This window comes from Streptomyces sp. NBC_01750, from assembly GCF_035918095.1.
GTDB lineage: Bacteria > Actinomycetota > Actinomycetes > Streptomycetales > Streptomycetaceae > Streptomyces.
This window is the reverse complement of record NZ_CP109137.1, coordinates 6,888,268-6,902,794: the sequence shown is the minus strand read 5'-3', so window position 1 is coordinate 6,902,794 and position 14,527 is coordinate 6,888,268. Positions and strand designations below refer to the sequence as shown.

Annotated in this window: 8 protein-coding genes; 4 read left to right on the top strand and 4 right to left on the bottom strand. The window is 67.9% G+C overall.

The window, feature by feature from the left end:
* The first annotated feature begins 219 nt into the window (after positions 1-219).
* Positions 220-4,053: a GH92 family glycosyl hydrolase gene (locus tag OG966_RS31020; RefSeq protein WP_326653281.1), complete on the top strand. Its 3,834-nt coding sequence runs from the start codon at positions 220-222 to the stop codon at positions 4,051-4,053.
* A gap of 185 nt (positions 4,054-4,238) precedes the next feature.
* Here the strand turns inward: OG966_RS31020 and acnA are convergent, their stop codons facing one another.
* Positions 4,239-6,968 (bottom strand): aconitate hydratase AcnA, encoded by a 2,730-nt coding sequence (gene acnA / locus OG966_RS31015; protein ID WP_326653280.1) that lies wholly within the window; start codon positions 6,966-6,968, stop codon positions 4,239-4,241.
* Between the two features lie 249 nt (positions 6,969-7,217).
* Between acnA and OG966_RS31010 the strand changes: the two genes are divergently transcribed.
* From OG966_RS31010 to OG966_RS31000, 3 genes are all read left to right on the top strand, one after another.
* On the top strand, positions 7,218-7,574 hold the full coding sequence (locus OG966_RS31010; RefSeq protein ID WP_326653279.1) for a VOC family protein: 357 nt from the start codon (positions 7,218-7,220) through the stop codon (positions 7,572-7,574).
* A gap of 48 nt (positions 7,575-7,622) precedes the next feature.
* Positions 7,623-9,152 (top strand): helix-turn-helix domain-containing protein, encoded by a 1,530-nt coding sequence (locus OG966_RS31005; protein WP_326653277.1) that lies wholly within the window; start codon positions 7,623-7,625, stop codon positions 9,150-9,152.
* 328 nt (positions 9,153-9,480) lie between these two features.
* Positions 9,481-10,296, top strand: coding sequence for a VOC family protein (locus OG966_RS31000; protein WP_326653276.1), 816 nt, complete (start codon positions 9,481-9,483; stop codon positions 10,294-10,296).
* 39 nt (positions 10,297-10,335) lie between these two features.
* Here the strand turns inward: OG966_RS31000 and OG966_RS30995 are convergent, their stop codons facing one another.
* The 3 genes from OG966_RS30995 to OG966_RS30985 form a co-directional block, all read right to left on the bottom strand.
* Entirely contained in the window at positions 10,336-11,901 is a 1,566-nt protein-coding gene (locus tag OG966_RS30995) for a PP2C family protein-serine/threonine phosphatase (RefSeq protein WP_326653275.1), read from the bottom strand.
* A 114-nt stretch (positions 11,902-12,015) separates the two neighbouring features.
* A complete protein-coding gene (locus OG966_RS30990) occupies positions 12,016-13,575 on the bottom strand; it encodes an MFS transporter (protein WP_326653274.1) in 1,560 nt (519 codons plus the stop codon).
* 85 nt (positions 13,576-13,660) lie between these two features.
* On the bottom strand, positions 13,661-14,506 hold the full coding sequence (locus tag OG966_RS30985; protein WP_326653273.1) for an alpha/beta fold hydrolase: 846 nt from the start codon (positions 14,504-14,506) through the stop codon (positions 13,661-13,663).
* Positions 14,507-14,527 lie beyond the last annotated feature (21 nt).

Sequence of the window (14,527 nt, the reverse complement as noted above, 5' to 3'; positions counted from 1 at the left end):
TGACAAGGCTATGCAGACGCCGACAGGTATAGTCCACTTCCCGCCAGCTGGGCAAGATCGAATGCAGGTTTGAGCGGCAGTCTTTCCCGAGTTGAGACCTCGCGGATATCCCGGATATCCAACACCCTTGACACCACCGCACACTTGCCTCCCTACTGGATCCTGCGAATTGCGGGTGACAACGTTGTCCAACCTTTTCCACGGGAGGAAAAGATCAGGATGCAGCCCAGAACCGGACCTCGGCACGGACACGCCCATGCGGCCGCGGTGGTGGTGGCCGCATCACTTCTCGTGGTGACGGCCCAGTCGGCCGCCATAGCCCGACCCGCCCAACCCGCCGGACCCGACCGGGAGTTCCACTCCTCCTTCGAAGCGGACGAACCCCAGCCGGACTGGCGCAATACCGTCGAAATCGGATCAGACGGACAGAAGCGGGCATCGGGTGTCGATGGCGGATTCTCCAGCGGAATTCCGGGGAATGTCACCGACAAGGTGATAGAACTGCGTGCCAGCGACGAGAACTCCGGCGCGGGTGAGACCAAGGAGAATCTGGTCGATCTTCAGCCGGGCACCAAATGGCTGGGGTTCGAGCCCACCGCCTGGATCGAGTTCGACACGGACGCGCCGGTCAAGGTCGTCACCTATGCGCTGACATCGGCGAACGACCACGCCGAGCGCGACCCCAGGGACTGGACCCTGAAGGGCTCCGCCGACGGCAAGGAGTGGAAGGTCCTGGACACCCGCGAGGGCCAGACCTTTGAAAAGCGCTTCGAGACCAAGACGTACGACATCGACGATCCGGCGAAGGTGACGGCGTACGCGCACTACCGCCTGGAGATCACCAAGAACAACGGCGCCTCCGATGCCACCCAGCTCTCCGATGTGCAGTTCTCAGACGGCGACACCAGCACACCCACGCCCGACGACATGCGCAGCCTGGTCGACCGCGGACCCAGCGGCTCCCCCACCGCCAAGTCCAACGCCGGATTCACCGGAAAGCGTGCGCTGAAGTACGCCGGCACCCACAAGCCGGACGGCCGGGCCTACTCGTACAACAAGGTCTTCGACGTCAACACGGCCGTACGTCGCGACACCGAACTCTCGTACCGGATCTTCCCGTCCCTGCCGGAGACGGATCTCAATTACCCGGCCACGAACGTGTCGGTGGATCTCGCCTTCACCGACGGCACCTATCTCAGTGATCTGAAGGCCCTCGACTCCCACGGCGGGCTGCTGACCCCACAGGGCCAGGGTGCCGCCAAGCGGCTCTACGTCAACCAGTGGAACCAGGTCGCGTCCGGGATCGGTGCGGTCGCGGCCGGCCGGACAGTCGACCGGATCCTGGTGGCCTACGACTCCCCCAAGGGTCCGGCGAAGTTCCAGGGCTGGATCGACGACGTTGCGATCGCGCCCAAGGCTCCGGAGAAGCGGCTTGCCCACCTTTCGGACTACGCCTCGACTCTCCGCGGTACCAACTCCAGCGGCTCCTTCTCGCGCGGCAACACCTTCCCCGCCACCGCAGTCCCGCACGGCTTCAACTTCTGGACTCCGGCGACGAACTCCGCGTCGAAGAGCTGGCTGTACGAGTACGCGCGGGGCAACAACGCGGACAATCTGCCGACCGTGCAGGCCTTCAGCGCCAGCCATGAGCCGAGCCCCTGGATGGGCGACCGGCAGACCTTCCAGCTGATGCCGTCCGCGGCCGCCGGCACCCCGGACACGGACAGGGTCAAGCGCGCGCTCCCCTTCCGCCACGAGAAGGAGACCGCGCGACCGCACTACTACGGGGTCACCTTCGAGAACGGACTCAAGGCCGAGCTGGCACCGACCGACCACGCGGCGATGATGCGGTTCACCTACCCCGGTGACGATGCGAGCGTCGTCTTCGACAACGTCACCAAGGAAGGCGGCCTGACCCTCGATCCGGGCACCAGTTCCTTCACCGGCTTCTCGGACGTCAAGAGCGGACTGTCCACGGGCGCCACCCGGCTCTTCGTGTACGGCGTCTTCGACGCGCCGGTCACCGCGTCGGGCGCCGACGGCGTCACCGGCCATCTCCGCTTCAACGCGGGCACGGACCGCACGGTCAATCTGCGCCTGGCCACCTCGCTGATCAGTGTCGACCAGGCGAAGAAGAACCTCGCCGACGAGATTCCGGCCGGCACCCGTTTCGCGCGGGTGAAGGACCGCGCACAGGACGCCTGGGACGATCTGCTCGGCAAGGTCGAGGTCGAGGGCGCGAGCCGCGACCAGCTCACCACGCTCTACTCCAGCCTGTACCGGCTGTACCTCTATCCCAACTCCGGATTCGAGAACACCGGCAGCAAGTCCAGCCCCAGGCACCAGTACGCGAGCCCGTTCTCGCCGATGACCGGGCCCGACACGCCGACCCGTACCGGCGCGAAGATCGTCGACGGCAAGGTCTATGTCAACAACGGCTTCTGGGACACCTACCGGACGACCTGGCCCGCGTACTCCTTCCTCACTCCCAGGAAGGCGGGCGAGCTGGTGGACGGCTTCGTCCAGCAGTACAAGGACGGCGGCTGGATCTCCCGCTGGTCCTCGCCGGGCTATGCCGACCTGATGACCGGCACCAGCTCGGACGTGGCCTTCGCCGACGCGTACGTCAAGGGTGTGGACTTCGACGCCGGGGCGGCGTACGAGGCGGCGCTGAAGAACGCGACCGTGGTACCGCCCAGCTCGGGCGTCGGCCGGAAGGGCATGGAGACCTCGCCGTTCCTCGGTTACGCCTCCACCGACACGCACGAGGGCCTGTCCTGGTCGCTGGAGGGCTACCTCAACGACTACGGCCTGTCGAAGATGGGTCAGGCCCTCTACAAGAAGACCAAGAACGCCCGCTACAAGGAGGAGTCCGAGTACTTCCTCAACCGGGCCCGTAACTACGTCACACTCTTCGACTCCAAGGCCGGCTTCTTCCAGGGCCGTGATCAGAAGGGCGACTGGCGGGTTCCGTCCGACCAGTACGACCCGCGGGTGTGGGGCTACGACTACACCGAGACGAACGGCTATGGATACGCGTTCACCGCACCTCAGGACTCGCGCGGTCTGGCCAACCTCTACGGCGGCCGCTCCGGTCTCGGCAAGAAGCTCGACACCTACTTCTCCACCCCGGAGACGGCCTCGCCCGACTTCGTCGGCTCCTACGGCAGCGTCATCCACGAGATGACCGAGGCCCGTGATGTACGGATGGGCATGTACGGCCACTCCAACCAGGTCGCGCACCACGTCACGTACATGTACAACGCCGCCTCGCAGCCCTGGAAGACCCAGGAGAAGGTGCGCGAGGTGCTCTCCCGCCTCTACACCGGCAGCGAGATCGGACAGGGCTACCACGGCGACGAGGACAACGGTGAGCAGTCCGCCTGGTACCTCTTCTCCGCGCTCGGCTTCTATCCGCTGGTGATGGGCAGTGGCGAGTACGCGATCGGCTCGCCGCTCTTCACCAAGGCGACCGTCCATCTGGAGAACGGCCGCGACCTGGTGGTCAAGGCCCCGGAGAACAGCGCGAAGAACATCTACGTCCAGGGCCTGAAGGTGAACGGCAGGACCTGGAACTCCACGGCTCTGCCGCACGGTCTGATCGCGCGGGGCGGCACGCTGGAGTTCTCGATGGGCCCGAAGCCGTCATCCTGGGGTACGGGCAGGAACGCCGCCCCGGTCTCCATAACCGAGGACGACAAGGTGCCGTCGCCGCGCCACGATGTGATCGCGGCGGACGGTCCGCTCTTCGACAACTCGTCCGCGACGGAGGCGTCGTTCCAGTCGGCGGAGCTGCCGGTGGCGTCGAGGACCCGCGCGGTGCAGTACACCCTCACCTCGTCCGGGAAGGGCAAGGCCCCGGCCGGCTGGGTGCTGCAGGGCTCGAGCGACGGGACGACCTGGCAGGACCTGGACAGGCGGACCGGTCAGGCCTTCGCCTGGGACAAGCAGACCCGCGTCTTCACCATCGGGAACCCTGGTACGTACACGAAGTACCGCCTTGTGGCGGCGGGTACGGCGGCGACGCTCTCAGAGGTCGAGCTGCTCGCCTGAAGACTACGAGTTGGTCACACATCACCACAGGCCCGCACCCGGTCCCACCGGGTGCGGGCCCTTTTGTCCCCCACCGGGGCCGCTGCGGATCCCGTAGTTGGTGATCCCGTAGCTCATACGGAAAGGGCCGCACCCCCGTCACCGGGGATGCGGCCCTTTTGCTGCCTACTGCCGTGCCGCTGTGCCTACTTGCGGATCAGGTTCCGCAGCACGTACTGCATGATGCCGCCGTTGCGGTAGTAGTCCGCCTCACCGGGGGTGTCGATACGGACGACCGCGTCGAACTCCACACCGGTGTCGGTGGTGACCTTGACCGTGCGCGGCGTGGTGCCGTTGTTCAGCTCGGTCACACCGGTGAAGGAGAAGGCCTCATCGCCGGTCAGACCGAGGGACTGCGCGGAAGCGCCCTCCGGGTACTGCAGCGGCAGGACGCCCATGCCGATGAGGTTCGAGCGGTGGATGCGCTCGTACGACTCGGCGATGACGGCCTTGACGCCGAGCAGCGCGGTGCCCTTGGCGGCCCAGTCGCGGGACGAGCCGGAGCCGTACTCCTTGCCCGCCAGGATCACCAGCGGGATGCCGGCTGCCTGGTAGTTCTGCGAGGCGTCGTAGATGAAGGAGACCGGGGCACCCTCGACGGTGAAGTCGCGGGTGTAGCCGCCCTCGGTGCCCGGCGCGATCTGGTTGCGCAGCCGGATGTTGGCGAAGGTGCCGCGGATCATCACCTCGTGGTTGCCTCGGCGCGAGCCGTAGGAGTTGAAGTCACGGCGCTCGACGCCGTGCTCCGTGAGGTACTTGCCGGCCGGGGTGTCGGCCTTGATCGCACCGGCCGGGGAGATGTGGTCGGTGGTGACCGAGTCGCCCAGCTTGGCCAGCACACGGGCGTTCGCGATGTCGGAGACCGGGGTGGTCTCCATCGTCATGCCCTCGAAGTACGGGGGCTTACGGACGTAGGTGGACTGCGGGTCCCACTCGAAGGTGTTGCCCGTCGGGATCGGCAGCGCCTGCCACTGCGCGTCGCCCGCGAAGACATCCTGGTAGGACTTGTTGAACATGTCCTCGCCGATGGAGTTGGCGACGACGTCGTTGACCTCGGCCTCGGAGGGCCAGATGTCCGCGAGGTAGACCGGCTTGCCCTCCTGGTCCGTGCCCAGCGCGTCCTTGGTGATGTCGACCTTCATCGAGCCCGCGATGGCGTACGCGACGACCAGCGGCGGGGATGCCAGGTAGTTCATCTTGACGTCGGGGTTGATACGGCCCTCGAAGTTGCGGTTGCCCGAGAGGACCGAGGTGACGGCCAGGTCGTGGTCGTTGACCGCCTTGGAGACCTCGTCCGGCAGCGGGCCGGAGTTGCCGATGCAGGTGGTGCAGCCGTAGCCGACGAGGTTGAAGCCGACCTTGTCGAGGTACGGGGTCAGGCCCGCCTTGTCGAAGTAGTCGGTGACGACCTTGGAGCCCGGGGCGAGGGTGGTCTTGACCCACGGCTTGCGGGTCAGGCCCTTCTCGACCGCCTTCTTGGCCACGAGCGCGGCGGCGACCATGACGTACGGGTTCGAGGTGTTGGTGCACGAGGTGATCGCGGCGACGGTGACGGCGCCGTGGTCGATCTCGTACGTGGTGCCGTCGGGCGCCGTGACGAGGGTCGGGCGGGTCGGTACGCCGTTGTGCTCGGCGGGGGCGTCCGAGGCCGGGAAGGACTCCTTGCCCGCCTCGTCGTCCTCGTCCACGTAGTTGCGGACGTCGAGCGCGAACTGCTCCTTGGCGTTGGCCAGGACGATGCGGTCCTGCGGGCGCTTCGGGCCGGCGATGGAGGGGACGACCGTGGAGAGGTCGAGCTCCAGCTTCTCGGAGAAGTCGGGCTCGGCGGCCGGGTCGAGCCAGAGGCCCTGCTCCTTGGCGTACGCCTCGACCAGCGCGACCTGCTGCTCGCTGCGGCCGGTCAGCTTCAGGTACTTCAGGGTCTCGTCGTCGATCGGGAAGATCGCGGCGGTGGAGCCGAACTCCGGCGACATGTTGCCGATGGTGGCGCGGTTCGCGAGCGAGGTGGCGGCGACGCCCTCACCGTAGAACTCGACGAACTTGCCGACGACGCCGTGCTTGCGGAGCATCTCGGTGATCGTGAGCACCAGGTCGGTGGCGGTGGTGCCGGGCTTCAGCTCGCCGGTCAGCTTGAAGCCGACGACGCGCGGGATGAGCATGGAGACCGGCTGGCCGAGCATCGCGGCCTCGGCCTCGATGCCGCCGACGCCCCAGCCCAGCACACCGAGGCCGTTCACCATGGTGGTGTGCGAGTCGGTGCCGACGAGGGTGTCGGGGTACGCCTGGCCACCCCGGACCATGACCGTACGAGCGAGGTGCTCGATGTTGACCTGGTGAACGATGCCCGTGCCGGGCGGGACGACCTTGAACTCGTCGAAGGCGGTCTGGCCCCAGCGCAGGAACTGGTAGCGCTCCTTGTTACGGCCGTACTCCAGCTCCACGTTCTGCGCGAAGGAGTCCTTCGTACCGAACTTGTCAGCGATCACGGAGTGGTCGATGACCAGCTCGGCGGGCGCGAGCGGGTTGATCTTCGCCGGGTCGCCGCCGAGCTCCTTCACGGCCTCACGCATGGTGGCGAGGTCCACGACACAGGGCACACCGGTGAAGTCCTGCATGATCACGCGGGCCGGCGTGAACTGGATCTCCTGGCTGGGCTGCGCCTGGGAGTCCCAGCCGCCGAGTGCCCGGATGTGGTCGGCGGTGATGTTCGCGCCGTCCTCAGTGCGGAGCAGGTTCTCCAGCAGCACCTTCAGGCTGTAAGGGAGGCGGGCGGAGCCCTCGACCTTGTCCAGCTTGAAGATCTCGTACGACTCGTCGCCCACGCGCAGCGTGCTGCGGGCGTCGAAGCTGTTCGCCGACACGACAGTCTCCTTCATCAATGTGCGCGTACTTACCACAATCCTGCCGCCACGGCTCCTCGCCGATCCGCTAAGGTAAGACTTAGTTAGGTAACCCTTACCGACTGGCGGCTGCGGTACGTCTTCGGCAGATATCTCGATGTCGAGATAACTCTAGTACATGACCGCTGCCGGGTCATGCCCGGACCCGACCAAAGACGCGGGCCGGGCCGCCCGTACGGCCGCGGTGCGCTTGCCGCGCACCTGCGCCCGGCTCACTATCGGAGCATGTTCAGCGGTGCGCATGTGATCCTCTACAGCCGGGACGCGGACGCGGACCGGACCTTCATCAAGGATGTGCTCGGATTCCCCCATGTCGACGCCGGGCGCGGCTGGCTCATCTTCGAACTGCCGCCGGCGGAGTTCGCCGTCCACCCGACGAGCGAGGCACCGAAGGCCGAGTTCTATCTGATGTGCGACGACTTGGAGCGGACTCTCGCCGGGCTCACCGAGCGCGGCGTGGAGATCTCGCAGTCGCCGACCGATCAGGGATGGGGCGTGCTGGCCGCAGTGCGGATGCCGAGCGGGGCCGAACTCCCGCTGTACGAACCGCGACACCCGGTCGCCCACCGGCTGCCATCGTGACGGCCCCCCGTGCACGATCACATCTCATATCTGAGATAGCGTGCAGCCATGGCAGATGACTACCTCGTACGCATCGGCAAGCTCATCCGTGACGCCCGTCAGCATCGGGGCTGGACACAGACGCAGTTGGCCGAGGCACTCGGCACCAGCCAGAGCGCGGTGAATCGCATCGAACGCGGCAACCAGAACATCAGTCTTGAGATGATTGCGCGCATCGGTGAAGCGCTCGACAGCGAAATCGTCTCGCTCGGCTACGCCGGGCCCATGCACCTCCGCGTGGTCGGCCGTCGCCGGCTCTCCGGCGCCATCGACGTCAAGACGAGCAAGAACGCGTGCGTGGCGCTGCTCTGCGGCACACTGCTCAACAAGGGCCGTACGGTGCTGCGCCGGGTCGCCCGTATCGAGGAAGTCTTCCGGCTGCTCGAGGTGCTCAACTCCATCGGGGTGCGCACCCGTTGGATCAACGAGGGCATGGATCTGGAGATCGTGCCGCCCGCGCAGCTCGACATGGACGCCATCGACGCGGAGGCCGCACGCAGGACCCGGTCGATCATCATGTTCCTCGGTCCCCTGCTGCACCGGATGGACACGTTCAGGCTGCCGTACGCCGGCGGCTGCGACCTCGGTACGCGGACCATCGAGCCGCACATGATCGCGCTGCGCCGCTTCGGTCTCGACATCACCGCGACCGAGGGGCTTTACCACGCGAAGGTGGAGGGCACGACCGCGCACGACCGCCCCATCGTCCTGACCGAGCGCGGCGACACCGTGACCGAGAACGCGCTGCTGGCCGCGGCCCGTCACGACGGTGTGACCGTCATCCGCAACGCCTCCTCCAACTACATGGTCCAGGACCTGTGCTTCTTCCTGGAGGCGCTGGGCGTCCAGGTCGAGGGCATCGGGACGACCACACTCACGGTGCACGGTGTGCCGACCATCGACGTGGACGTCGACTACTGCCCCTCCGAGGACCCGGTCGAGGCGATGAGTCTGCTCGCCGCCGCGGTCGTCACCGAGTCCGAACTCACCATCCGCCGCGTCCCGATCGAGTTCATGGAGATCGAGCTCGCGGTGCTGGAGGAGATGGGCCTCGACCACGACCGCTCACCGGAGTACGCGGCGGACAACGGCCGCACCCGGCTGGTGGACCTGACGGTCCGGCCCTCCAAACTGGAGGCGCCGATCGACAAGATCCACCCGATGCCCTTCCCGGGCCTGAACATCGACAATGTCCCGTTCTTCGCGGCGATCGCGGCGGTCGCCCAGGGCAAGACGCTGATCCACGACTGGGTCTACGACAACCGAGCGATCTATCTGACGGACCTCAACCGCCTGGGCGGCCGCCTCCAGTTGCTCGATCCGCACCGCGTCCTGGTCGAGGGCCCGACCCGCTGGCGCGCGGCGGAGATGATGTGCCCGCCCGCACTGCGGCCGGCCGTGGTGGTGCTGCTGGCGATGATGGCGGCAGAGGGCACCTCCGTACTGCGCAATGTGTACGTCATCAACCGGGGTTACGAGGATCTGGCGGAGCGCCTCAACTCGGTGGGCGCGCAGATCGAGATCTTCCGCGACATCTGACCGGCCCGCAGGTCAGGAGGCTTCTTGTCCGTCCTGGGCCGTCTGGGGCCGCTGCCGAGTGGGCCACGCGCTACCTGACGGATGTCCCGCACCGTCCGGTCACCCGGCCGATGACCGCCGCACACCGGGCGCACTCGGCCGGGCCGAGGATGCCCGAACAAGGCCGGGACCTCGGCGGGCTGAACGCCGCTGACCTGCCTGGCGGAGCTGAGCGCCTTGTCCTTTCGGTCACTGAGGGTATGCGCGCGGTTCGCGAGCCTGCCCGGTTCAGGGGAGGATGAGGGGGCTGTGGGTGCAGAATGCCCCAATCCGACCGGGACGCCGAGTGATGGACAAACCAACGAGACCAGCCGGATCCGCCGGAGTGACATCGAGCGCCGAAGTGTTCGGCGCGCCGAGCTGGGTCAGCCTGATGGCACGTGACCTGCAGGGCGCGCAGGATTTCTACGGCGCGGTGATGGGGTGGGTGTTCCGGAAGGGCAGCCTGGGCGACGAGTTCAGTACCGCCTTCTCCGAGGGCGCACCGGTCGCCGGAATCGGGGCGCTGGCGTCGGCGTTTCAGGTCGCCGTCGCCTGGACCCCGTACTTCGCCGTCGCCGATCTGGATGAGACCGCCGCGCGTATCCGGGAGCGGAGCGGCACCGTCGCGGTGGGCCCGCTCGCCTTTCCCATGGGGCGGGGGGCGCTGGCCGCCGACCGTGACGGCGCCGTCTTCGGTATCTGGGAGGGACTGCTGGTCTCCGAATGGCTGACCGGGCGCAAGAGGGCGCCCGTCTGGCTTCGGCTGCGGACCCGCAACGCCTTCGAGGCGGCGATCTTCTACGGCGAAGTCCTCGAATGGGCATCCGAGCGGCCCGGCTCCTGCCAGGTCGACTACGAGGAGGACGAAGTCGTGCTCCGCCGCAAGGGGCATGTGCTCGCGCGCCTCAGCTCGGGCGCGACAGGGGCGGCACCGGACCCCACGCTCCGGCCCCACTGGCACTGCCACTTCCCGGTCGGCGACGTCGAGGCCACCGTGGAAGCGGCCCGCCGCAATGGGGGCCTCGTCCTGGAACGGCACTCGATGCCGGAGGGTGAAGAGGCGACGCTGCGCGATCCGGACGGCGCCCTGTTCACCGTCACCAGCAGCACAGTCCGGGAATGAAGCCGCGGCGCCCGGTGGTGCCTCTACGAGCTCGGCACCTCAGTGGTGATCCGACGCCGGCCTGCGCCGGATGCGTGCGGCCATGAGGGCGACGTCGTCGTCCGCGTGAGCGGCGTCCAGCTGGCCGAGGACCTCGTCCAGCAGTCCGTCGACGGTGATGCCGGGGGCGGCCTGTACCCGTGCGAGGCGGGCGAGGGAGGAGTCGATGTCCTCTCCCCGCCGTTCGACCAGCCCGTCGGTGAACAGCAGCAGGGTGTCACCGGGGTGGAGCTCGCGAGTGGCGATTTCGTATCCGCCCAGTCCTGTGCCGAGAGGCGGCCCGACGGGCACGCGTACCAGGTCCGCCCCGCCGCCCCCGCCGAACACGGCGGGCGGCAGATGGCCGGCGCTGGAGAAGGCGCCGGTGCCGCGCACGGGGTCCACCCGTACCAGCAGACATGTGGCGGGCCGCCTGGTGGACTCGGAGATGATCACGTCGAGCTGGCGCAGCACCCGGTCCGGCGGAAGATCGGCGGACGCGACATCGCGCAGCGTGGAGCGATAGCTGTTCATGTCGACCGCGGCTTCCACGCCGTGCCCCATCACATCGCCCATGACCAGCAGAGTCCGTCCGAAGTGCAGGCGCACGGTCTCGAACCAGTCGCCGCCGACGATGGTGCCTGAGCCGGAGGGCAGGTAGCGGGTGGCCAGTTGCAGGTTGGGGTGCGGGCGTCCGGGTTCGGTGAGCAGGGCTTGTTGGAGCTGCACAGCGGTCCGCTGGGCCTGACCGTACAGACGGGAATGCTCGATAGCCGTGGCAGCCCGCAGAACCGCCGACTGGACGATCAGCACATCGTCCCGATCGAACCTGCCGTGTGTCCGCGCGGCCAGCACCGCGCCCAGGACGTGGCCGTGAGCGACGAGCGGCACAGCCAGCACCCGGTCGTCGAGGACGGGGCGGCTGCCGTGCATCGCACGCACCGCGGCCCCGAGCGGGTCCGCCGGGCGCTGCGGCAGCAGATCCGCGCGTCCGGCCACGGCGGCGCGGTACACACCGGGCAGCGGTATCGCGCGCAGGTCACCGCCGGCCGGGGAGAGCGTCGGAGGTGACGTGAGGAGCAGGTCCACCTCGGCCGCGTCGGCAAGGCCGGGACTGAGGAAGCTCACCGCCTCCCGGCAGGTGGTGTCCTCGTCGAGCGTCGTGCCGATCCGATCGGAGGACTCGGCGACGGAGACGCGGTACGGAGCGGACTCCCGCTCGGCGGCCCGGGCGGGTGTGGTCCCGACGATGATGCCCATGAGTGCGACGACGTCTTTGTCGATGGTCAGACGTTGCCAGGTACAACGGGTTGCTTCGGTGACATGAACGCGAGGGTTGCCGTCGGCGAGCACTCCGGCCAGGAGCAGCTCGGAGCCGACTCTCGGCCGGACTCGCGGGTTCACGGGACTGCCCACGAGCCCGGCGTACACCTCCCCCGCGATCCGGCAGTAGCCGCGGTCCGCGAAGAGGTAACGCGCGTGTGTGTCGAGGACGGCGAGACCCACGGAATCGGCAGCCTCCGACGAAGCGCCCGGGGATTCGCCGAGGGAGTCGCCGAGCGAGTCGCCGAGGGAGTCGGCACTCACACCATCGCCTCCTCCCGATCCAGCCGGTGTCCCCAGTCTCATGCGGCTCACGCGCGTCCGCATGAGCTGACGGGGTCCCGCGCTCCGGACGGCACCGGAGGCGCGTAGGTGACCTCAGGAGTCTCCGGCCTGCCCGCGAGCGCCCCCTCCCTGAAAGCGTTCCAGGTCCGAGGGACGGACCTGGATGACCAGGAGGGCGATCACCGCGGCGATCACCGTGAAGATGGCGGCCACGGTGAAGGCGACGGAGACTCCGGCGGTCAGCACCTCGTCGCCCCACGGCGGTGGGAGCAGTCCGGTGCGCCGGAAACTCAGCCGATCCGCCGGGGTGGCCTGGGTCAGGAAGAGCGGTATCTGGTCCCTGGCCTCGTTCTGGCTGGCCGTGCCGAAGACAGTCACCAGGATGGAGAGGCCGAGCGAACCGCCCACCTGCTGGGTCGCGTTGAGCATGCCGGAGGCCGCGCCCGACTCATGCCGGGGCACACCGGAGACAGCCATCAGGGTCAGCGAGACGAAGTTCATGCCCATGCCGAGGCTGAAGATGAGCATCGGCCCCAGGATGCTGCCCAGGTACGTCGAATGAATGTCGGTCAGGGTCAGCCAGGACAGTCCCCCCGCGGCGAGGATCGAACCGGTCACCATAAACGGTTTGGGGCCGAACTTCGGCAGAAGGTGGGAAGCGGTGCCCGCGCCCACCGCGATGAGCGCGCTCACCGGCAGGAAGGCGAGGCCGGCCCGGAGCGGGCTGAAGTCCAGCACGTTCTGTACGAAGAGCGTGAGGAAGAAGAACATGCCGAAGATCGCGGCGGCGAGGCTCAGCATGATTCCGTAGGTGCCTGCCCGGTTGCGGTCGGCGAACATGTGCAGTGGCGTGATCGGCTGCCTCGAGCGGCGCTCGATGAGGATGAAGCAGGTGAGCAGCACCACCGCCGCAGCGAACGAGGCGAGCGTGAGCCGGTCGCGCCAGCCCTCCTGCGCGGCCCGGATGAAGCCGTACACCAGCGCGACCATGCCGAGCGTCGAGGTCAGCGCACCGGCCAGGTCGAAGTGGCCCGGATGACGCTCGGACTCCTTGATGTGGCGGGGCGTCGCCAGAACGATGAGCAGGGCGATCGGCACATTGACGAAGAACACCCAGCGCCAGTCGAGCCATTCGACGAGGACACCGCCCGCCAGCAGACCGATCGCGCCGCCGCCCGCGGAGACCGCCGCGAAGACTCCGAACGCCCGGTTGCGGGCCGGGCCTTCGGTGAAGGTGGTGGTGATCAGTGCGAGCGCGGTCGGCGATGCGATGGCGCCGCCGACGCCCTGCAGGGCGCGAGCGGCGAGGAGCTGGCCGGAGCTCTGGGAGAGGCCGCCGAGGAGAGAGGCGAGCGCGAAGAGCATGACGCCGGCGAGGAAAACCCGGCGGCGGCCGAGGATGTCACCGGCGCGGCCGCCCAGGAGGAGCAGGCCGCCGAAGGTGAGCGTATAGGCGCTGACCACCCAGGAAAGGCTCGTGGTCGAGAAGTTCAGCGCGCTCTGGATGTGCGGGAGCGCTATGTTCACGATGGTGATGTCGAGTACCACCATCAACTGGCACGAGGCGATGACGAGCAGCGCGATCCCGTTGCCGCCGAGTTTCTTGTCCGGGGCGGCGGTCTGCGCGGTGGGGGTCGGCTGCGGGCTCGTCATGACGTCGTGTCCCTCTTACGAGGGTCGGTAGACGATTCCGTCTACTCGTCGACGGTAAACCCGGGCCGGGCTCACCACCAGTCGATCAAGACGGTCCCGCGGTGGTCTCCGCGATGAAGGCGCGTAGCGCTTCCGTCAGCCGCTCCGGCTGGTCCTCGGCGATCAGCGTGCAGCTGTCCTCGATCTCCAGAAGCCGTCCCTGCGGCAGCAGTTCGGCCAGCCGCCGACCGTGTTCCCGCGGCATCATGCGGTCCTGGACGGCCCACACCACCAGCGCCGGCCGGTCGAACTTCCGTAGTCCTTCGGCCGCTTCGAGGAGTTCGGTCCTGCGTACGCCCGCGTTGTAGCGGCGGAAGTCGTTCCTGATGGCCTTGTCGGTGAGCAGCGGCCGCAGCCAGCCGTCGGTGATCTCGTGCGGTACGGGACGCCTGGTGAGCGCGCCGAGGCCGATGGGCAGTCGGCGCAGCGGCTTCAGCGCGAGGGTCCGGGCCATCAGGGCGATGCCGCCAGGCACTTTGCAGACAAGCGAGATCATCTTGCCGGGTGCGCCCGGCGGGTAGTTGTCGAAGGCCTCGCAGGAGATGAGTACAAGACGGGCCAGCCGTTCGGGGTGCCGTCCCGCGACTGTCTGGGCGCGCCCGCAGTCGCTCTCGACGAGGGTCACCTCGCGCAGGTCCAAGCGGTCCAGGAACTCCGCGATCAGCTCATTGACGGAATCGGGGCCGAGCGGGACATCCGGGCGCATGGGGATGCGGTGCGAGCCGTAGGGCAGGGTCGGGGCGATACAGCGGTGGTCCCGTCCCAGGCCGGCGACGACCTTGCGCCAGACGGTCGCGTCGTGGACCAGACCGTGCAGCATGACGACAACGGGTCCGGGGCCTCCCGTGTCCTCGTACACGATCGTCCCCGCGCTGAGCTCGATCTCCGGCATGACGGCTCCCCTCGGGTGACA